Source organism: Actinacidiphila guanduensis (genome assembly GCF_900103985.1).
GTDB lineage: Bacteria > Actinomycetota > Actinomycetes > Streptomycetales > Streptomycetaceae > Actinacidiphila > Actinacidiphila guanduensis.
Map to the genome: position 1 here is coordinate 56,215 of NZ_FNIE01000017.1, position 19,735 is coordinate 75,949.

The following is a 19,735-nucleotide window of genomic DNA, read 5'->3' on the forward strand; positions in this document are numbered from 1 at the left end:
CCGGGTGTCCAACCGCGCAGTATCGGCCCCACCCGCATGACCGTCATCGCCAAGGCGGTCCTCACTCCGGAGAGGCAACGCTGGAAACGCTCACTGCGGCGGAAACCGCACGGAGGTCAGCTCCTCCAAGCTGAGCAGGAGCTCGTCCTGGAAAGCGGGGTCGAGCGCGTCCGTCGCCGGAGCGGTCTCCTTCTGATGGTAGAAGTACCGGCCGCTGACCTTGGCCGCCGGATCATCGGCGGCCGCCAGCCACGCCTGGGTGATGTGCGCCAGTTCGATGTCGTCGGGTGCGCCTGGGCCGCCCATCTTGGTGGGCACCCAGCCCGGCTCCAGCGCGTTGCTCAGGACGCCGGGCCACAGCCGGGCCACGGCGAAGGCCAGTGTCGCGTCGTAGAGTTTGCTGTCGGCGTAGGCCTGCGCGCCGTTCCACGGCCGGTGGTCCCAGTCCATGTCCCGCGTGTCGGCGTCACCCGAGTGGTGCATGCCGCTGCTGAGGTAGACCAAGCGCCGTGGCCTGTCCATGAGGCAGGTGAGGATGTACGGGGCGAGGACATTGATCGCCAGCACATGCGCGTGACCGTCCTCGGTGGTGATCTTGCGGGGCTCCCGGTAGCCGACCCCGGCGTTGTGGATCACCGCGTCGAAAGCGCCGCCCCGGTTGGCCCGGTTCGCCAGATCGACGGTCTGGCGCTTGCTGGACAAGTCCGCGATCAGCACGTCGGCCATTCCCGGAAGCCGGCGGCGCAACTGCTCTGCGCGCCGTTCGTTCCTGGCGTGGCCGGTCACGGAGTGGCCCTGCTCGATGAGCAGGCGCGCGGCGGCCAGGCCGAGTCCGTCGGTAGCCCCGGTGATGAATATGCCTGCCATGGTGCCGGTTCCCTTCCCAGTGGGGACAGTCGTTGGTCACGTCGTCCTGGCGGTGGCAGCCCGCGGCACCGTCGCTCGTGCGACTGGATCTGCGGCCGGAGCCGGGCGCCTGGGACGTTCTCTTCCAGCCTGCGGCAGGCGCAGGATCGCGGTCCAAGACCTGTTGCGTCGATGGTGATGCCTGTCGGGCATCAGGCGGCGCCCGGCCCAGCGTGATCACAGCGGGAGGCCGTGTCGTCCCCGCAGAAAACCGATGGGCCGGAACCGGCAGGGCCTGCCCGTCCGTACCGCGCCAACGCCAACAGACGTGGCGCGCCGCCGAGTTGGGAACGCCTCCCTGCGCCGGCTGCCGCACAGGAGGGCCTTCCCGGCGCTGCGTCCCGTGGCAGCTCCGGCCGGGCGTCGGGCCGGCGACCACTCACGCCGCGCACCGTGACATGGTCGATTCCCTCAGCTACCGGGGCGTCTCCGGCTGGTCGAGGTCGGCTGCGGCCGCCGAGCTCTTCTGCCCCTCGACACCGGCCAGTCGCTGCACGAGAGCCTCGTGTACGAATCGGTAGGAGTCGCTGCCGAGCACCACACGCAAGGGAGCGGGATCTGCCTCGGCCGCGGCGATCATCATGGAGGCCACCTTCACGGGGTCACCCGGCGACGGCCGCGAACCGGTGGCCAGGCCGCGCACAGCGGCGGCGGGGGTGCCGTCGTACGCCGCCATGGGCGCCGCCAGGATCGCGTTGCGGCGGAATCCGGTGCCGGTCCCGCCGGGCTCGACGATGGTGACGCCGATTCCGAACGGCTCCACCTCTCGGGCGAGTGCTTCCATGAAGCCCTCGATCCCGAACTTCCCGGCGTTGTAGAGCGACGCTCCGGCATTCGCCGCCTGCCCCCCGTACGTCGAGACCTGCACAATGCGCCCACCGCCCTGCGCCCGCAGATGCGGCAGGGCCGCGCGCGCGACCTGGATCGACCCGCTCAGATTCGTGGCCAGCTGGTGGTCGACCTGGTCGTCGCTGAACTCCTCGGCGGCGCCGAACAGACCGTAGCCCGCGTTGTTGATCACGACGTCGATACTCACCAGTTCGGAGAAGGCGCGATCGACGACCTCCCGCACGGCCCGACGATCGGTGACGTCGAGCGGGGCCGTCCAGAGCAGGTCGCCGTACTCGTCGGCCAACTCCGCCAGCGCACCGAGATCACGCCCGGTCGCGGCGACGCGGTCACCCCGGCGAAGGAGCTGGACGGTGATCTCCCGGCCCAGCCCGTGGGTGGCCCCCGTGAGGAACCATGTGCGCGCCCGAGCCATACCCATCACTCCTTGAAATTTCCATACAACTAGATGGTTTGAATCTGGTCCCCACGGTCCCGTTGTCAACCCGTCGGAGCGGCCCAGCAGCCCGGGAGCGAACATCACGCAACCGGAGGCATCGGGGCGGGCCCGTCCACGGCCCCGCACGGGTCGGCTGCTGCGGGCGGCGGGGTGGATCAGCCGTCGGCGCGCAGGCCGTTGATCACCGTGTCGCCCTGCTGGGCCGGGAAGCCGAGGCTCCGCAGGAACGGCAGGGGAAAGTTGAGCGTCGGGGCGGTGAGGCCGTCGAGCTCCTCCAGGTGGTCCGGGGACAGTGTCACCTGGAGAGAGGCAAGGTTGGCGTCCAGTTGGGCCACCGTGCGGGCGCCGATGACGGTGGCGGTGACCAGGGGCTGCTGGCGTACCCAGGCCAGGGCGACCGCGGCCACGGTGGTGTCCAGTTCCTGGGCGATACGGGTGAGCACGTCGATGAGCCGGAAGGTCGGCTCGGTGAGGTGCTGTCCGACGAGCATGCTGCGGCCGGAGCCCTGCGGGCTGCGGTTCTCGCGGGTGTACTTTCCGGTCAGCACACCGCTGGCCAGCGGGCTCCAGGGCATCACGCCCAGGCCCAGCTCCCGGGCCGCGCCGAACAGCTCGCCCTCCGAGGTGCGCTCCAGCAGCGAGTACTCCAACTGGAGTGCGGCGATGGGTGTCCAGCCCCGCCACTCGGCCAGGGTGGCCATACGGGCCACGGCCCACGCCGGTGTGTCGGACAGGCCCACGTAGCGGACCTTGCCCTCGCGGACGAGGTCGTCCAGCGTGGAGATGGTCTCCTCCAGCGGGGTGTGCCGGTCCCAGTTGTGCTGCCAGTACAGGTCGATGTAGTCCGTGCCCAGCCGCTGGAGGGAGTCCTCGACATGGCGGCGGATCGCTTTGCGGCCGGTGCCGCCGTTGTTGGGGTCGGCCGGGTCCATGGTCAGGGCGAACTTGGTCGCGATCACCAGCCGGTCGCGCAGATCCCGGCGTTTGCCGAGGAACGTACCGATGGCCTGCTCGGAGCGGCCGTCCATGTAGCGGTTGGCGGTGTCGATGAAATTGCCGCCCGCGTCGGTGTACCGGGAGAGGATCTCGATCGAGGTCGGCTCGTCGGCCCCCCAGGAGGGGTCCCCGAACGTCATCGTGCCGAGCGCGAGCGGGCTCACTCGCAGACCGGTGCGGCCGAGGGTCCGGAAGTCGGTCAGGTCCATGGGGCATTCCTCACTCTTCAGATGGTGGTGTCGTTCCGGCGTTCGTGCCGCGGCCGAACCCGGCCGGGTTCGGCCGCGGCAGCGTTCAGCCTTTCTGGTCGTAGTCGGTCGAGAACGCGATGTCCTTCGTCGACTCGAGTTGGTCGAGCCGGCGGGTGAGGGCGGAGTGGATTCCGGCGTAGGCGTCGCTGCCGAGGGCGAGCCGCGCGGGCGCCGGTGTCGTCGCGGCCGAGGCGATGACGGCCGCAGCGACCTTGGCGGGGTCTCCCTGGGCGTTTCCCGTGAGGTTGCCGCCGGAGGCGTCGATGTACTGGCGGACCTGGCCGACGGGCGTGTCCGCGTAGGCGTCGATCGCAGAAGCGATCGAGAGGGCGGCGCCGAAGTCCGTGCGGATGTTGCCCGGCTCGATGAGGGTGATCCCGACGCCGAAGGGCGCGACCTCCGGCATGACCGACTCCAGGAAGCCCTCCACGCCCCACTTCGAGGCGTGGTACATGCTTCCGCCGGGTGTGGTGATCTGGCCGCCCACCGTGGAGGTCTGGATGAACCGGCCGCCACCCTGGGCCCTAAGGTGCGGGAGCACGGCCCGCAGCAGCTGGATCGGCGCCACCAGGTTGAGCGCGATCTGCTGGGTGATGGCCTGGTCGGACAGCTCCTCGGCAGCGCCGAAGGCTCCCGAGCCGGCGTTGGAGAAGACCACGTCGATCCGTCCGAGGGCGGAGAAGGCCCGTGCGACGACGCTCCGCAGCGCCTCGGTGTCGGTCACGTCGAGCTGCGCGGTCCACAGCCGATCGCCGTGGGTACCGGCCAGGTCGTCCAGCAGCTCCACGCGTCGCGCCACGGCCGCGACCCGGGCGCCGCGATCGAGCAGCTGCTCGGTGACGGCCCGGCCGATCCCGGACGACGCACCCGTGACGAACCAGGTGCTTCCGGAGACGTTCCCGGCCGGGTCCTCGGGCGAGTTCGTGTTCATGAGGTGCAGCTCCTTGCTGGACGGAATCAGGGGAAGCAGTAGAGAGGCGATGGGACGGTGGGCCGCGGGACCCCGGGACGGGGCCGGTCTGCGGCGGCCCGCATGGCGCCGTCCCGCTGCGGCCTGGCGCGGCTGGGGGCGGGACGGCACCGCGAACAGGCGATCAGGCGGCCTGGTGCAGCGCATGGGGTGCGAAGACGCGGGAGCGGACGCGCCAGCCGTCCTGGGTCCGCACGTAGTGGTCGGTGCACACGCCCATGGCGAACGGGAGGGTGTCGTTGCCCTGCGGGCCGTCCGCGACGTAGGCGGTGACGTGGAAGGTGCCGCTGGCCTCGGTGGGGCTGTCCGTCGTGAAGCGGAAGTTGCTGAGAACGTGACGCAGGTTGCCGAGCGGCCTGTCCCTGTCCATGGCGCGGCCCCAGTCCCGGATCGCCTGGGTGCCGACGGCAGGCTCACCGAAGGTGCCGATGCTGCCGTCCGGGGTGAAGAGTTCCGCGACGGTTTCCGCCACGCCGTCGTCGACGCGCCAGTTCACTTCGGTGGCCAGCCGTTCCAGCGTCAGGTGCTCGGCGTCGCCGACGAGGGTGCCGATACGCCCGGTCGGGGCGGGGGCGCCGTCGTCGGGGCTGTCGGCGGCGGCCAGCTGCTGGAGGAAGAGGGGGACGCCGACCTCCGCCCAGTGCTCGGCGATCATGCCGTCCCGCACCACGTCGACGGTGGTGCCGGTCAGGGTCGCGGTACGGCCGCTGGAGGGCACGCCGAAGAACTCGCCGGTCTGGCGCCCCGTGACCGCCCAGCGGGTGGCGACCTTCGCCCCGTCGGCGACCTGGTCGCGCACCTCGACCCGGACATCGGTGAAAGCGGCGAACAGCGCCTGCTCGGCAGCCAGCCAGGACTCCCGGGTGAACTCGTAGCCCGACGAGGGGTGGATGACCAACTCGGGCGACACGTACTGCGCCCAGGTCGTCTCCAGTTCACCCTTCTCGTAGCTGGCCCAGAAATCGCGGACGACCGTCTTGGGGTCCATGGTCTTCTCCTCAGTGTCTGCCGCGGCCCTTGCGGCCCGGCGATGAGGTGCGGCCGGCGCCACACCGAACATTGCATCCATCCGGTTGGTTTCGAGCGTAGCGCGATCCCGAGATGAAAACAACCAGATGGTTTAACGATGCCGGTATCCGGCGGCTTCGGCTTGTGCACCGCGGCCACCCGGCTCCGGCCACACCTTCGCGCCACCGGGCCTGCGACCGCATCGGTCATGTGACGGAGGCGGGGTACCCAGGAGGGGGAGCGGAAAGCCGGTCCGCCGATCGGGGCTCCGTACCGCCCTGCCCGGGGGGCCGTCGGCACCGGTCGAAGGCGCGCGTCCGGGCGGTCCGACGTGCGTCGCCGACGCCGTCCTCACCGGGCCGGACGGCGACCACAGCACCCGGCTCAGCCATTGCACGCGCGCCGCACGTGATGGCCTCGCCGTCCGGTTTCCCGGAGGTCAGCGCGCTCGCCGGCCGGATCCGCGCGGAATCAAGCGGCGTGTGGAACTGGGCTGATGCCGGAACCGGACCCACCGGCCCACCGGCCCGGCGTCAGGCAAGACGTGGGAACAGACCACGGGCGTTGGCGATGGTGAGCGCCCACCAGGTGGTACCGGCGGGCTGCGGCGCGCGGCCGCCCGCGGCACGGCATCCGACCAAGGGGGTGCCGGCAGGCCTCGCCCCTACGCCTCTCCCGCAGAGCCGGACCGTTCGCCAGGAGGCAGGAGCCGGTCGGTCATCGCACCGACCGCCGCGACGACGGCCTCACGGTGGCGCAGGCGCCGGGTCTGCTCGTCCGCACCGCCCGGGTTGCGAATCGCGGGCGGCGTGAAGAGCCATGCCTGCGCTGCGGACAGGGCGATCATCAGCGCGTCCATAGCCGCTTCGAGCGTCGCTCCTCGCGCCTCGGCGACCTCGCGTGCCTTCTCCAGGTGCGCTTCCAGCTCGCCGGCCGATGCCTCAGGACGCTCCAGGGCCTTCCACTGCGTGAGCCTGATGAGCCCGGGATCATCGACGAACGCGTCAAAGAGCGCGCCCGCGTAGGCGCCGAGGTCACTGGGCGTGAACGGCACCATATCCGCAAGCACACGCAGGCGGGCTCCCAGCACGGCATCGAAGAGCTCGTCCTTGGAGCCGAAGTAGGCATAGATCGCCTGCTTGTTCGCCGGTGCCGCCTTGGCGATCCGGTCGACACGGGCACCAGCCAGGCCGTGCGAGACGAACTCGTCGTACGCGGCATCGAGCAGGCGCGCACGGGTGGCGGATGAGTCGTAGACCATGTGTATAGACTAAAATACAAACGTCTGGTTTGTGAATACGATCAGCCTCGGACGTGCGCTTCCCACGCCGGTTCCGTTTCAGCCGATGTTTCACGAACGCCGTCCCGTCATGAGGCAGTTTCAGTAACCCGGGTGCGGCGCGCCCCCGCAAGGGACCGCGGTCACGTCACCTGGGCACTTCCGCCGACCCCGCGCCCCGCCCTCCCAGCAGCGTGTGCCTCTTCAAGGGACGGAGCGGTTGCGCGCATGCCGGAACGCCCGCTCCGGCCGGCGCCCGGGTCGGGCGAGCGGGCGTCATAGGCGCCGATCAGAGCAGTTGGTGGAGATCCGCGCCGTCGGGATCACCAGGTCCGGGGATGTGCAACTTCTTGACGAAGTATCCGGGATCCGGCCCTTTGTGCAGCGATCCGCATTCACTCCGTGAAGACATGGCTGCCGAGCGCACACGGCGAGGATCCCGCTCAACCCCTCTGACCAAAAGTCAGTAAGGTTTCCTGTCCGATGCCTTGACGGGCCGTCCGCTTCCGCGAAGACTCCCGGACAGCTCAGCCGAATGAAACACCCCCCACCACCGTGTTTCTCATGGAGCCCCGCATGCGACTGCGTCACGGCATGGCCGTCACTGTCACGACGGCCCTTGCGTCCTCAACCGCCCTCCTGGGCTCCATGGGTACGGCCCATGGCGCCTCCCCCGCCGCGCTCCCCGCCCACTTCGCGGCGCCCTACCTCCAGATCGACGGCAACACGGCCAACGACATGGCGGCGGACATGAATGCCACCGGGCTGAAGAACTACACCCTGGCCTTCCTCATCCCGAGGTCCGGGTGCACCGAGCAGTGGGAGGCAAGCGGCGATTCGATCGGCGCGTACGCCTCGCAGATCAGCGCCATCCAGTCGGCGGGCGGCAACGTCGTCATCTCCTCCGGCGGAGCCGAGGGAGGGGAGCTGGCCGAGACCTGCACGTCCGTCTCCTCGCTGACCGCCGCTTACGCGAACATCGTGAACACCTACGGCGTCACCCGGCTCGACTTCGACATCGAAGGCGGCACCCTCGACGACAGCGCGGCCAACCAGCGCCGCAACCAGGCCCTGGCAGCCCTCCAGGCCCAAAACCCCGCAGTTCAGGTCGCCTATACCCTGGCCGTCGACCCCGGCGGGCTGCCCTCCGAGGAGTACGGCGTCCTCACGGATGCCAAGAGCAAGGGCGTCAACGTGAGCGCCGTCAACATCATGACCATGGACTTCGGCGACGGCCAGAACGCGCTCAACGACGCCGAGTCCGGGGCCCGCGCCACCGCGAGCCAGCTGGCGGGCCTCTACGGCATCTCCACCTCGGCGGCCTACGGTCGCATCGGCCTGACCCCGATCGCCGGGCAGAACGACGACAACGAGTACTTCTCGCAGTCCGACGCCCAGACGCTGGAGAGCTTCGCCGCCGCCAACGGCGTACAGGAGCTCTCGTTCTGGGAGGTCGACTACTACGACAAGCCGGTCGGCTACGCCTACTCACGGATCTTCAACCAGTTGGGCGGCGGCAGCACCACCCCGCCGCCCGGCGGCGGCGCGACCGGGCAGATCACCGGCTACGGCGGCAAGTGCGTGGACGTGGCCGCCGCCGGCACCGCCAACGGCACCGCGATCCAGCTCTACGACTGCAACGGAACGAACGCCCAGCAGTGGACCGTCGGCACCGACGGCACCCTCAAGGCACTCGGCAAGTGCATGGACGTCACGGCCGCCGGCACCGCCGACGGCACGACCGTGCAGCTCTACGACTGCAACGGCACCGGTGCCCAGGTCTGGCAGCACCAGTCCAACGGCGAACTGGTCAACGCCGCTTCGGGCAAATGCCTGGACGCCACCGGTCCCAGCTCCGCCAACGGCACCCGGCTCCAGATCTGGACCTGCTTCAACAGCGCCAACCAGCACTGGAACCTGCCCAGCTGATGCGGTGACTTCCTGGGTCGACCGGGTCGGCCGGGCAGCGGTCTCGAGGGGGCATCCGCCCGGCGGATGCCCCCTTCCCTGCGGACGCGGGCTCATTCCTTGCGTTCCGGCGGTGAGCGGCTGGTGTCGTTCCGAGCTTGCGGGCGGCGTTGTCGCTGGTCAGGCGTAGGGTCCACGCCGAGTCGGTCAGGAGGTCAGGACTCGCTGGTGCAGTTCGGTGACGACCTTGCGGGCGGACGAGATCGCGCCGGCCTGCCAGGCGTCGAGGTAGCTGAGGTAGTCGCCTGCGAAGTAGACATTGCCCTGCGCCTGGTTGAGCGGGGCGAAGGCCGGGGCGTCGGGGCCACCGGGCACGGAGTGCCAGGCGGCCTCGATGTGCGGGGCAAGCTTCCACTGGTGCGAGTACCAGGCCGCGAGTTCGGACCGGTACTTGTCGCCGTGGATCTTCACCCCCTGGGCGATGGCGCGCTCCAGGCGCTGGGCAGGGGCGAGCGCCGAGTAGGTGTCGGAGTGAGCGCCGGTGTTGTAGTAGCCGATGATGGTGCCCCGCTCGCCGAGGTGGCCGTAGGACGGGTACCAGATGTGGTCCAGGTCCATGTCGGTCTCGGTGATGCCGCCCATGATCTTGAAGTCGGTCTCCCACCAGCGGCTCTTGTACTCGAGGCCGATCTTGGACGCCTGGGAGGGGCGCACGGCCTGCAGGGCGGTCTGCACCGCGGAGCCGAGGTTGTGCGGAGTCCGGGCGAGGATCCAGGGTGCCAGGGTGGCGATGCAGTAGTCCGCGTGGAGGACCTTGGTGGTGCCGTTGCGGGTGTAGGTGACCTCGACGCCGTCGGAGGTGTTCCTGACGTCGGTGACCGCCGCGCCGGTGAGGATCTTGTGGGGGCCGATGGCCTTGGCGAACGCCATGGGTATCGCGTCCATGCCGCCGACCGGCTGGAACATCAGCATGGCCTGGTCGTAGCCGAACTCGAAGGAGAACGTACGGCCGACGTTGGAGGCGAAGACCGCGGACAGGGACGGCACGTCGCCGAGTTCCGTGCCGGGGGTGCCCGCGGCGCCGGGATCGACACTGAAGCCCCGGTGCTCGGTGCCGGTGTACTGGTAGCCGGACCCGAGGGAGCCGTAGCTGCTCAGGAAGGTGAGCAGCCGCTCCTTGTCGTCGGCGGTCAACTCCGCGTCGAGGGCGCCGGCGTTGGTGGCCTTGGCGAGCAACTCGGAGACGTAGCCGTACACGTCGGCCTTGGCGGTGCGGTAGGCGACCGGGGCCTTCATGCCGGTGGACTCGTTGTAGATGAGGGCGCTGGCGTTGGTGTTGGTGAACACCTCGACCGGTACCCCGAGTTCTCGGCAGTAGTCCAGAGTGACCATCCATTGGGCGAGACGGGCCGGGCCGCAGTTCATGTACTGGTCCCGGCTGAAGGTCACTTTCTGGGTCACGCCGTTGAGGTCGGTGACGGCATCACCGCCGCGCACGGTGAAGTTGCGGCCGCCGACGCGGTCCCGCGCTTCGAGGACAGTGCAGTCGTACCCGGCCTTGCCGAGTTCGTAGGCCGAGGTGAGACCGGCCACGCCGCCCCCGATGACAACGACCTTGGCGGGCTTGCCGCCCCGGCCCTGGAGAGTGAAGTCCCCGCGTCGAGGGGCTGTGAAAGGTGCTTCCTTCTCGGCTGCGTAAGCTGCGGTGGGGGCGAGTCCGAGGGCTCCCATGGTGGCGAACATGGCCCCGGCGCCGCCGGTGACGCCGACAGCCCGCAGGAAACCGCGCCGGCTGGTGCCTGTGCCCCTCTGAGGTTCTGCCATCTGGCCGATCCCTTCCCGTAGGACGCACCACCGGTATCTCTGGAAACGGTGGTGATCGCGAAGAACGAAGAGATCTTCACAGCGGCCTGTTACGGTCCACTCCACTCAGGCATGTCGAGCGCGTTTCTCCGTGTGCATGTCATACATATGCGACTGTTGCGCGGCGCTCGCGCGGCATGGTATTGCCATCTCCTGGCACGTCAGGAGCCCTTGACGAAGCCGGGACCGGTCCGCGAGCACGACAAGGATCCGCTGGTGGTCCACCGGCAACGCCGACGGGCAGAGCCCTTCACGCCACACCGGCGGCCGGCACCGGCCTGGGCGAAGCGCCGTACAAGAGCCGCGATGGCGAAGCCGTGACCATCGCCGCACTCACGCCGGCACGGGCAGTTCGAACCAGACGGTTTTCCCCCTGCCGCTCGGGGAGTTGCCCCAAGCGGAGGCGAAGGCTGACACGATCATGAGTCCCCGGCCGCCTTCGGCTTCGTCCTCCTGGCGCGGCATCGTCACAGCCCGCGCCCGGTGCGGATCGCTGTCCCGCACTTCCACGCGCACGCGGTCCGGATACCTGCGCACGACGACGTGGACGTCGCTGTCCCCGTGCACCAGACCGTTGGTGACGACCTCCGACACCAGCAGTTCTTCCTCGTCGGCCATGCCGGACAGCTCCCAATCGTCCAGCCACTCCCTGATGAGCTTGCGTGTGCGCTGGGTTCCCCGCAGATCGCGGCGATGGATGGTGAGTTGGCGTACAGCGCGCCGCGCCTCGCTGGACGGGCCTTCGTAGCGCACGAGAAGGAGGGCCGCGTCGTCCGCGCGTGTGGCGTGCCGGTGTGCGAGGCGCGTCATGATGCGGTCGCCCAGGGACTCGATATCCGCATCGCCCGCCAATACGGTCGTCACTTCCTCGGCATCGAGCCGGCTTCCGGAGTTGATCAGACCATCGGTGAAGCATGCGAGCATCGTGCCGGGATTCAGCGTCGACTCGGCCGCTGTGTACCGCGTGTGGGGATCGATACCGAGCGGCAATCCGATGTCGAGGTCGGCCGGCGGAGGGACTGTGCCGTCGGCGGTGTGGATGAGCGGCAGCGGATGGCCGGCGCTGGCAAGCTGTGCCACCCCCGTGTCGGGGTCCAGCCACACGCAGCAGCAGGTGGCGAACAGGCCCGTGTCGAGGCTGATCAGGAGGTGATTGGCCCGCTCGAGCACTTCACCGGGGCTTCGGCCTTCGTCCGCGTAGGCGCGCACGGCGGTGCCGAGCTGCCCCATCACGGCGGCGGCAGCCGGATTGTGCCCCTCCACGTCGCCGATGACCATGGCGACACCTCCGGTGGGAAGTGTCAGCACGTCGTACCAGTCCCCGCCCATGTCGGTCCCGCTCGTTGCCGGCGTGTACCTGCCGGTGCTGACGACTCCGGCGGGCTGTGGCAGCACCCGGGGCAACAGCGCCTGCTGCAGTTTCTCGACCAGCGCGTGCCTGGCCTCATGCGTCTGGGTGCGGTCCACGGCTTGGGCCAGCGCCGTGGCCAGAGCGGTGAGCGCCGACTGCTGCACGGCCGCGTCCCGGTGCCGGCGCTTCAACGCCACGGACAGCGCACCCACGGATCGCCCTCCGGCCAGGAGCGGGAAGACCAGCCAGTCGCAGTCCTCGTCCAGCGCGCGCTCCGCGAGCCGGCCCCGGGTCCGCCGGTCGGTGCCGGCGTAGCGGGCGTGCTTCCGCGTCGTCACCGCGTCGGTTTCCGGCGTGCTTTCGCCGAGCATGACCCAGTCCGCTGTGCGGATGAATTCCGTCGAGCAGCCGGACGCGCCCGCTATCTGCAGCCTGTTGTCCTGCACAAGACTGACGACCACGGCCGCCGCGGAAAATCCGCCCAGCAGTCTTTCCATGGCCATGTGGACAGCTTCACTCGTGCGTACCGCCCCTGTCAGAAGCATGGCGAGTTTGTGCACGTGGTAGATCAGCGGGACGGTGGAGGGAGTGAATCCCCCGGCGGTGTCGGCCTCGTCCTCGGCGTTCACGACGAGGGGAACCGCGGGGGGTTCCATGGGTTCGTGGTGATCCGCCAGCCGTTCGAGATGACCTGCCAGGCCGGCCGCCGCCTCGACCAACCGATCGATTTCTGCCGGGGCGGACCCGCCACGGGAGCGTGGCCAGTAGACGGTGAGGGTGCCGAATACCCGCGTTCCGGATGAGAGGGGAACTGCCGCGATCTGCAAGGGGAACGGCGCGAACACCGAAAGATCCGGATGGAACGGCATGAGCTCCGGGCCGTGCATGGTGACCACGGAGTTCGTTCGCCAGGCCGGGGCCGAGGGATACGCCTCGTCATCCAGCGACACACGCTCGACGGATCCGACTCCCAGCGGTGTGACGGCCACCACCGCGGCACGCAGCTCGGGGGCATCGGGGGCCCTGAGGAAGACGGTTGCCGCGGCGGCGTCGACGTCGCGCACCAGTCTCCTGGTGGCCGTCGGCAGGAAGCCCTCGGGGCCGTCCTCATCGGGGGCCGCTTGCTGGTCGCTCGGCGTGGGACCGATCGCATGCATCGCATCGCCGCTCGTTGCGCTGTCCGCCGTCCTCTTCCAGCCAGGCTACTGCTATCACCGCATGCTCGCTGGTCAGCTGGGCGGGCTGTACGCGCCGGTATCCAGGCCCAGCGGGGTTCGCGGTGCCGTCAGACCGCTCCGGTCGCCTGGTTGATCAGCGTCTCGGCCAGTTCCCGGGCGTCCTGGTACGGCTGCCCGTCGTTGAGCGAGGTGGCCAGCGCGCGGGCACCCTCGAACAGCACCGCGAGCTGCCGTCCCAGGGTCTCGGGATCGCGCGCGCCCGCCTCGGCGGCCGTTTTGACCAGGCGGGCACCGAACTCCCTTTTGTGGCGCTCGACCAGCGCCGCAGCCCCGGGCATCGTCCCCGCGGTCTCGACGGCGGTGTTGTGCAGCGGACAGCCGCGTACGACCTCCGCGGGAGGCGGCGAGTCGGCGAACAGGTGCAGAAGACGCTCGCGGGCACCGAGGTCGCCGCGTTCCAGGACGGCCTCGACGCCGATGGGCCCGTCCGGGTCGGACTCGACGCGCTGCACGTAGGCGCTGACCAGGGCCTCCTTGCTCGGGAAGTGCTGGTAGAAGGTGCGCGTCGACACGTGTGCCACCTGCGTCAGCTTCGCGATACCCGTCGCGTGGATGCCCTCGCGCGCGAACAACTGGACCGCGGCGCGCATGATCCGCTCCCTTGCGCCCCGCCCGCCCTTGACCGCCGGAACCGCGGCCTCACTCGTTGCCATGCCCCAAGTATAGCGATCGATTTACCTTGCGGGAGGGTCGTGCTACGTTGAAGTACAGCGATCGCTGTACTTCTGTGAGTGCAGTCCGTGCCCCACATGGCACAGGCGCGTCGCGGTGGCCGGCACCGCCGCCAGCGCGCCGGGCGGCCGGGTGCCGCCCGAAAGCCCACCCTGAGGTCGCAGCGACACAAAAAAGGCCCACTCGGTGATCCGGTAGCCGGATTCCACTCTCGTGGTCCGGGATTCACCTCCCGCATTTCTTCACGCAGGCACGTCGAAAGGAACGAACATGCCCACGCAGAACTTCGTCGCAGTTCCCCACGAGGTCGTCCGGTGGTCGATCGACACGGGAATGTCCTTCGAGGATTTCCAGGTCCGGTACGAGGCTGCTGTGCCGGTACTGGACATCGACCGGATGACGCGGCTCCGCGCCGAGCGGGCGAGCTGGGACACCGTGGTCGCCGCCGCCGCGGAGAACGCGCCGCACGGATTCATGCGGTTCTGGGGAACCGATGTCGGGGCGACCATGCAGCTGGCCGGCGACCCCGGGCTCTGCGCCACCTACCTGATGGGAAACCACACCATCGCCGAGCGCATGTACCGGCACGACCCGGCGGTGATGCTCTACGCCCCGCTGCGTACGGCGATCCACCAGGACCGCCAGGGCGCTGCGGTGTTCTCCATCGACCAGCCCAGCACCCGCTTCTCCAGCTTCGGTGTTCCTGACGTCGCCGCCGTCGGCCAGGAACTGGACCGCAAGGTCGCCACTTTGCTGAAGGTCCTGGGCGTGACCGTCCCGCCTGCCTTCTCCGCAGCCGCAGCCTCGGCGAATGTCGCCGACCACTGACGGCACACGCGGTGTTCCTTTGGTGATCGACGTGCAGGGCTGACTTCGGACAGCGCACGTGTCGATCACCGACCGAAAAAATTACTCGCATTCCAGGGGACATCATGCAGGACAAGAACACGGCCGCCGGTGCACCGTCGAACGATGACAAGCTGGTCGAGCTCGGCGTAGCGGCGGCCGCCGCCGCGATCCGCAACGGAGACATCACCTCCGAGGCCTACGCTTCCGCTCTCTTGCGGCGCGCACGCGAGCACGCCGGCCTGAACTCTTTCATCACCGTCGACGAGCCCGCGGTGCTGGCCGCCGCGCGGGAGGCGGACAAGGCCCGTGCCGCGGGTTCGACAGCGCCCCTCCTCGGCGTCCCGATCGGGATCAAGGACAGCTACGCCACCGCCGGCCTGCGCACCACGCTCGGCGTGAGCAACCTGAAGGACTTCGTCCCGCGGCGGGACGCCGATGTCGTCGCCGCGCTCCGGGACGCCGGTGGCATCGTCTTCGGCAAGAACAACCTCGTGGAGATGTCCTTCGGGCTGACCGGACACAACGGCTCGTACGGTCAGGTGAAGAACCCCTACAACCACGATCGCGTGCCCGGCGGATCCTCCAGCGGCTCCGGAGCGGCGGTCGCCGCCCGCATCGTCCCCGCGGCGACCGGCGGCGACACGGTGGGTTCCATCAGGGTCCCCGCCTCCCTGTCCGGTGTGGTCGGCTACAAGCCCACCAACGGCCGCTGGCCCGCAGGCGGCGTCGCGCCGATCTCCCACACCCTCGACACGACCGGCATCCTCGCCCGCAGCGTCGAGGACTGCGCGCTGCTCGACCAGGTCGTCACCCAGGACACCGCCGCCCCCACCTCGCGGCGCTCCGGCCTACGCGGCGTGCGGTTCGCCCACGCGCCCCGGCAGTACATGAAGGTGATCGACCCCGAGATCGCGGCCCACTTCACCGCCGCGCTCGAACGCCTTCGTGACGCCGGCGCCGAGATCGTCGAGATCGACCTCGGTGACGATTTCATGGCCACGGCAAATCGGCTGACGTGGAGCTTCTTCTTCCGCGAGATGCGGGAAGCCGTCGCGCAGTTCGCCGCCGCGAACGATTTCCCGGTCACCTTCGACGAGATCTACCGCGACATCAAGCCCCAGCTGAAGGCGATCTGGAGCCAGGTCGTGGTCCCGGGCGGGCCGGGTTACCTCTCCGAGGACGGCTACGCGTCGGCCCTGTCCGTCGAGCGCCCGCAACTCCAGCGCCGGCTCGGCCAGGTGTTCACCGGCAACGCGGCCGACGCGCTGCTCTTCCCGACCACGCCCTGCCCCGCCCCCCTGATCGAGCACGGTTCGGACTTCACTGTCGCCGGCCACCAGGTCGACGACCGGTTCCTCGCCTACAACACCGTGCCCACCAGCGGAGCAGGTCTGCCGGGCATCAGCATCCCTGTCGGCCTCAGCACCGGCGGGCTGCCCATCGGGCTCGAAATCGACGCCGCACACGGCGAGGACAAGAACCTCCTGGACCTGGCACGCCGGGTGGAGTCCCTCTTCGGCACCCTGCCTGCGCCGGCCTGAGCCCCTCCCGCTCGGCGCGGTCGGCGGTCGTGTTCCCGTATGCCGCCGGCCGGCCTTCCACCGCCGGGCCGGCGTCGGGTGTTAGAGGGGCGTGCCTCGGCTGGGTCAGCGTCAGGGGCTGCCGAGGCCGTGGAGGAGCGTGCGGGCGATCAGGTCGGCCGCGCGGGGCGGCGAGAGGTCGGGGAAGTGGTGGGCCGCGTTGTCCACCAGGCGGTCGAGGACGGCTCGGGCCCAGGCGGGGTCCGTGTCGGCGCGGAGGTGGCCTTCCTCGATGGCGCGTCGCAGAAAAGCGTCGAGGCGCGCGCCTTGTTCTTGGCGGCGGGCACGGGCCTGGGGATCTTTCTGCATCATGCGACGGGTGTCGAGGGGCCACTCACGGCTGACGGGGATGATCCCCTCGAGGTAGCGGTGCAGGGCGACCGGTACCGGTGCCTCGGTGAGCCGGGCTTCGTCCAGGACCCGCTCGGTCGAGTCGAGCTTGGCCTGGAAGACGCCGCTGAGCAGGGCTTCGCGGCTCGCGAAGCGCCGGTGGACGGTGGTGCGGTCCACCCCGGCGGCGGCGGCGATGGCCGCCAACGATGTGCCGGGGTCCTCGGCCAGGAGCCGTGCTCCCGCGTGGAGGACAGCGGTCAGGTTGCGTGCGGCGTCGGCTCTCATAGCCCTCAGAGCCTAGCTCGATGCCGCAGATACGGTGCCGCCTGCCTCATGGAGCGGGACCGTACGGGAATATCTGCAACATAGGTGTAGTGTTTCAAGGAGAGAAACCTACGGCGTTGTCGCAATTGTGGGGCTCAGGGGTGCTGCGCGCCTCGGTGATCCGCGCGTCGCGCATGCCGCACACATGAAGCAGGGATTCGATGACCAGGACTTTTCTCGTGACCGGCGCGGCCGGCGGGCTGGGCGGCTCCGTCGTCGCGGCAGCGCTCGCCGCCGGCTTCAACGTGCTGGCAACCGATCTGGATCCGGAGGGTGTCACCGCCCCCTCGGCGCACCGCGGCCGGCTGCGGACCCGGGCCTTGGACGTGACCGACCCGGCCGCGGCCCGTGACGCGGTCGCCTGCGCGGTCGCCGAGTTCGGCGCTGTGGACGTTCTCGTGAACAGCGCGGGCATCCGTGACGTCGGATCGATCGAGGACATGACGGAGGAGGCGTTCCGCCGCAACGTCGAGGTGAACTTCTTCGGCGTGGTGAACACCGTGCGGGCCGTGCTCCCCGTGATGCGCGAGCGCCGCTCGGGCAGCATCGTCAACGTCTCCACGATCGGCGGTCGCCGCAACCAGCCCGGCCTTGGCGCCTACCAGTCCTCGAAGTGGGCGGTGGGCGGGTTCACCGAGATCCTCGCCCGCGAGGTGGCCCCGCTCGGCATCCGTGTCACGCTCGCCGAGCCGGGCGGTATCCGCACCCCCTGGGCGACCGCCCCGATCGCGGTGCCGGATCTCCGCCCGGAGTACGAGGGCACGGTCGGCGCCTTCGTCCGCTCCTACCGCGACAACCCGGACGTGATGCGCGGCGACCCGTCGAGAATGGCCGAGGTGATCCTGCGCATCACCTCCGAGCCGGCCCCACCGGTACGCCTCCTGCTCGGCTCCGACGCCGTCTGGCTCGCCTCGCGTCTCAGCGAGGCCCGCGCCGCCGAGGACGCGGCCTGGCGCGAGACCAGCCTGTCCACCGACTTCGACGGCCTCGGCGACTTCGCCGACACCGAGGTGGCACGGCTGGTCGGTCCCAGCACGAGCTGAGCCCCCGGCGGCCCGCCCAGGGCACGCCCGTGCACCCCGGCCCCGGCGCGACGCGCGTCTGCGCACCGAGTGACGGATCTTGGGCATGCCGCCCACGGATCCGCGACTGCACCGGCCGATCCAGCACACGTACCCCTTCTTCTTCCCCGACCACATCCCCCGGCACTCCCCTACGGGCGCGGTGGGGATGCGCCTCCTGGTTTTCCGATTCATCCGCATGAAAGGACCGCGACACCATGATTGTCCGCGACAAGCTCTACATCGGCGGCACCTGGACCCGCCCCAGTGACCCCGGCCTCCAACTCGACATCCTCTCCCCGCATGACGGGTCCCTACTGGGGAGCGCGGCCCAGGCGGCCCCCGCCGACATCGACGCGGCGGTTGCCGCCGCCCGGCGGGCCTTCGACCAGGGGCCCTGGCCGCACACCTCCCCCGAGGAGCGCCGGGCGATCGTCCGCCGCTACGACGAGTTGCGGGCCGCCCGCTCCGACGAGGTCGCCGCCGCCATCTCCGCCGAGAACGGCTCCGCCGGCTGGTTCACCAAGGCCGGCCAGCCCTTCCTGACCCGCCAGGTCGCCGCTTACCTGAAGGCGGCCGAGGAGTTCGGGTGGGAGGAGGTCGTCGAACCGTCCGACCCCACGGTCGCGTTCGACACCGTCGTGCGACGCGAGGCGATCGGCGTCGTGGCGGCAGTCATCCCGTGGAACTCGCCGTTCTCCGCCGCGACAGCCAAGCTGGTTCCCGCCCTCCTCGCCGGCAACACCGTCGTCCTGAAAGTCTCCCCCGAGAACTCCCTCAGCATGATGCTCCTTGCCGACCTGTGGCACGAGGCAGGGCTGCCGGAGGGTGTCCTGTCCGTCCTGCCCGCCGACCGCGAGACCAGCGAATACCTCGTGGCCCATCCGGACGTCGACAAGATCTCGTTCACCGGATCGACCCGCGCCGGCCGCCGGATAGCGTCCATCGCCGGCAGCCACCTCAAGCGCGTCGGCCTCGAACTGGGCGGCAAGTCCGCCGCGCTGATCCTGGACGACGCCGACCTGGACGCGGCTGTACAGGGCCTGCGTTTCGGCGCGCTCGGCAACAACGGCGAGGCCTGCATCTTGCAGACCCGCATCCTCGCCCCGCGCAGCCGCTACGGGGAAGTGGTGGCCGCGGTCAAGGACATGGTGGAGTCCCTCAAGGTCGGCGACCCCTCCGCGCCGGACACCTTCATCGGCCCGATGATCCGCCGCGACCAGCAGCAGCGCGTCATCGACTACATCAACACCGGCCTCCAGGAAGGTGCCCGCCTCGTCACCGGCGGTCCGCAGATCCCCGAGGGCCTGGAGAAGGGCAACTACGTCACTCCGACCGTCTTCGCCGACGTGGACAACTCGATGCGGATCGCCCAGGAGGAGATCTTCGGCCCGGTCCTGGCCGTCATCGCCTACGAGGACGAGGACGACGCGGTCCGCATCGCCAACGACTCCGAGTACGGGCTGTCCGGCGGCGTCTGGACCAGCAACCCCGAGCGCGCCCTCGCGGTCGCCCGCCGCCTGCGCACCGGCACCGTCACCGTGAACGGCTCGCCCATCAGCTTCGACGGTCCCTTCGGGGGCTACAAGGCCAGCGGCATCGGCCGCGAGTACGGCGCGGTCGGTCTCACCGGCTACGTCGAGCACAAGTCCATCACCCGCAACCGGCAGGTGGTGCACCCGTAGCCGACCGTCGGCTGCCGGGTGGCTTCCGCCGCTGGTGCGTGTGCTCCTCGCCCGGCCCCAAGCCGGAACCGCTGCCGCTCGGTCCGCCGATGAGCGGCGGTGCCGGGGGAGGCGGCACGACCCGCCCGTGTGCGGGGCCGGGTCCGGGTCCATCGCCTCGCCCACGCCCGCGG

General features: G+C 69.9%; 15 protein-coding genes. 5 read left to right on the forward strand and 10 right to left on the reverse strand.

All coding sequences use genetic code 11. The annotated features are described in order from the left end of the window. Positions 1-90: 90 nt before the first annotated feature. From BLR33_RS29305 to BLR33_RS29330, 6 genes are all read right to left on the reverse strand, one after another. The gene (locus BLR33_RS29305; protein WP_093787663.1) at positions 91-867 is read right to left on the reverse strand and encodes an SDR family NAD(P)-dependent oxidoreductase; all 777 of its coding nucleotides are present in this window, start codon (positions 865-867) and stop codon (positions 91-93) included. A 454-nt stretch (positions 868-1,321) separates the two neighbouring features. Beyond that, positions 1,322-2,170, reverse strand: a complete 849-nt coding sequence (locus tag BLR33_RS29310) for an SDR family oxidoreductase (RefSeq protein WP_245771747.1) — start codon at positions 2,168-2,170, stop codon at positions 1,322-1,324. A gap of 179 nt (positions 2,171-2,349) precedes the next feature. Next, positions 2,350-3,399, reverse strand: coding sequence for an aldo/keto reductase (locus tag BLR33_RS29315; protein WP_093787665.1), 1,050 nt, complete (start codon positions 3,397-3,399; stop codon positions 2,350-2,352). Positions 3,400-3,484: 85 nt separating this feature from the next. Beyond that, on the reverse strand, positions 3,485-4,372 hold the full coding sequence (locus BLR33_RS29320; protein ID WP_093787666.1) for an SDR family oxidoreductase: 888 nt from the start codon (positions 4,370-4,372) through the stop codon (positions 3,485-3,487). Positions 4,373-4,535: 163 nt separating this feature from the next. Further along, on the reverse strand, positions 4,536-5,399 hold the full coding sequence (locus BLR33_RS29325) for an ester cyclase (RefSeq protein ID WP_176930591.1): 864 nt from the start codon (positions 5,397-5,399) through the stop codon (positions 4,536-4,538). A gap of 684 nt (positions 5,400-6,083) precedes the next feature. Then, positions 6,084-6,680 (reverse strand): TetR/AcrR family transcriptional regulator, encoded by a 597-nt coding sequence (locus BLR33_RS29330; protein ID WP_093787668.1) that lies wholly within the window; start codon positions 6,678-6,680, stop codon positions 6,084-6,086. Between the two features lie 594 nt (positions 6,681-7,274). Here BLR33_RS29330 and BLR33_RS29335 point away from each other — a divergent pair. After that, positions 7,275-8,627, forward strand: a complete 1,353-nt coding sequence (locus tag BLR33_RS29335; protein WP_218136722.1) for a ricin-type beta-trefoil lectin domain protein — start codon at positions 7,275-7,277, stop codon at positions 8,625-8,627. Between the two features lie 186 nt (positions 8,628-8,813). On the opposite strand, the gene BLR33_RS29340 is transcribed toward BLR33_RS29335, so the two are convergent. From BLR33_RS29340 to BLR33_RS29355, 3 genes are all read right to left on the reverse strand, one after another. Next, the gene (locus tag BLR33_RS29340; RefSeq protein ID WP_093787669.1) at positions 8,814-10,430 is read right to left on the reverse strand and encodes a flavin monoamine oxidase family protein; all 1,617 of its coding nucleotides are present in this window, start codon (positions 10,428-10,430) and stop codon (positions 8,814-8,816) included. A 372-nt stretch (positions 10,431-10,802) separates the two neighbouring features. Continuing rightward, positions 10,803-12,977, reverse strand: coding sequence for an ATP-binding SpoIIE family protein phosphatase (locus BLR33_RS29350; protein WP_093787671.1), 2,175 nt, complete (start codon positions 12,975-12,977; stop codon positions 10,803-10,805). A gap of 128 nt (positions 12,978-13,105) precedes the next feature. After that, complete coding sequence (locus BLR33_RS29355; RefSeq protein WP_093787672.1) at positions 13,106-13,711, reverse strand: TetR/AcrR family transcriptional regulator; 606 nt, start codon at positions 13,709-13,711, stop codon at positions 13,106-13,108. 289 nt (positions 13,712-14,000) lie between these two features. Between BLR33_RS29355 and BLR33_RS29360 the strand changes: the two genes are divergently transcribed. Both BLR33_RS29360 and BLR33_RS29365 read left to right on the forward strand, forming a co-directional pair. Further along, complete coding sequence (locus BLR33_RS29360) at positions 14,001-14,558, forward strand: DUF302 domain-containing protein (protein WP_093787673.1); 558 nt, start codon at positions 14,001-14,003, stop codon at positions 14,556-14,558. 104 nt (positions 14,559-14,662) lie between these two features. Then, positions 14,663-16,120 carry an amidase family protein gene (locus tag BLR33_RS29365; protein ID WP_093787674.1) on the forward strand — a complete coding sequence of 486 codons (1,458 nt, stop codon included), beginning with the start codon at positions 14,663-14,665 and terminating at the stop codon, positions 16,118-16,120. Between the two features lie 111 nt (positions 16,121-16,231). Here the strand turns inward: BLR33_RS29365 and BLR33_RS29370 are convergent, their stop codons facing one another. After that, positions 16,232-16,777, reverse strand: a complete 546-nt coding sequence (locus BLR33_RS29370; protein WP_093787675.1) for a TetR/AcrR family transcriptional regulator — start codon at positions 16,775-16,777, stop codon at positions 16,232-16,234. A 200-nt stretch (positions 16,778-16,977) separates the two neighbouring features. On the opposite strand from BLR33_RS29370, the gene BLR33_RS29375 reads away from it, so the two are divergent. Both BLR33_RS29375 and BLR33_RS29380 read left to right on the forward strand, forming a co-directional pair. After that, positions 16,978-17,859, forward strand: a complete 882-nt coding sequence (locus tag BLR33_RS29375; protein ID WP_093787676.1) for an SDR family NAD(P)-dependent oxidoreductase — start codon at positions 16,978-16,980, stop codon at positions 17,857-17,859. A gap of 236 nt (positions 17,860-18,095) precedes the next feature. Then, positions 18,096-19,562 (forward strand): aldehyde dehydrogenase, encoded by a 1,467-nt coding sequence (locus tag BLR33_RS29380; protein WP_093787677.1) that lies wholly within the window; start codon positions 18,096-18,098, stop codon positions 19,560-19,562. The last annotated feature ends 173 nt before the right edge of the window (positions 19,563-19,735 follow it).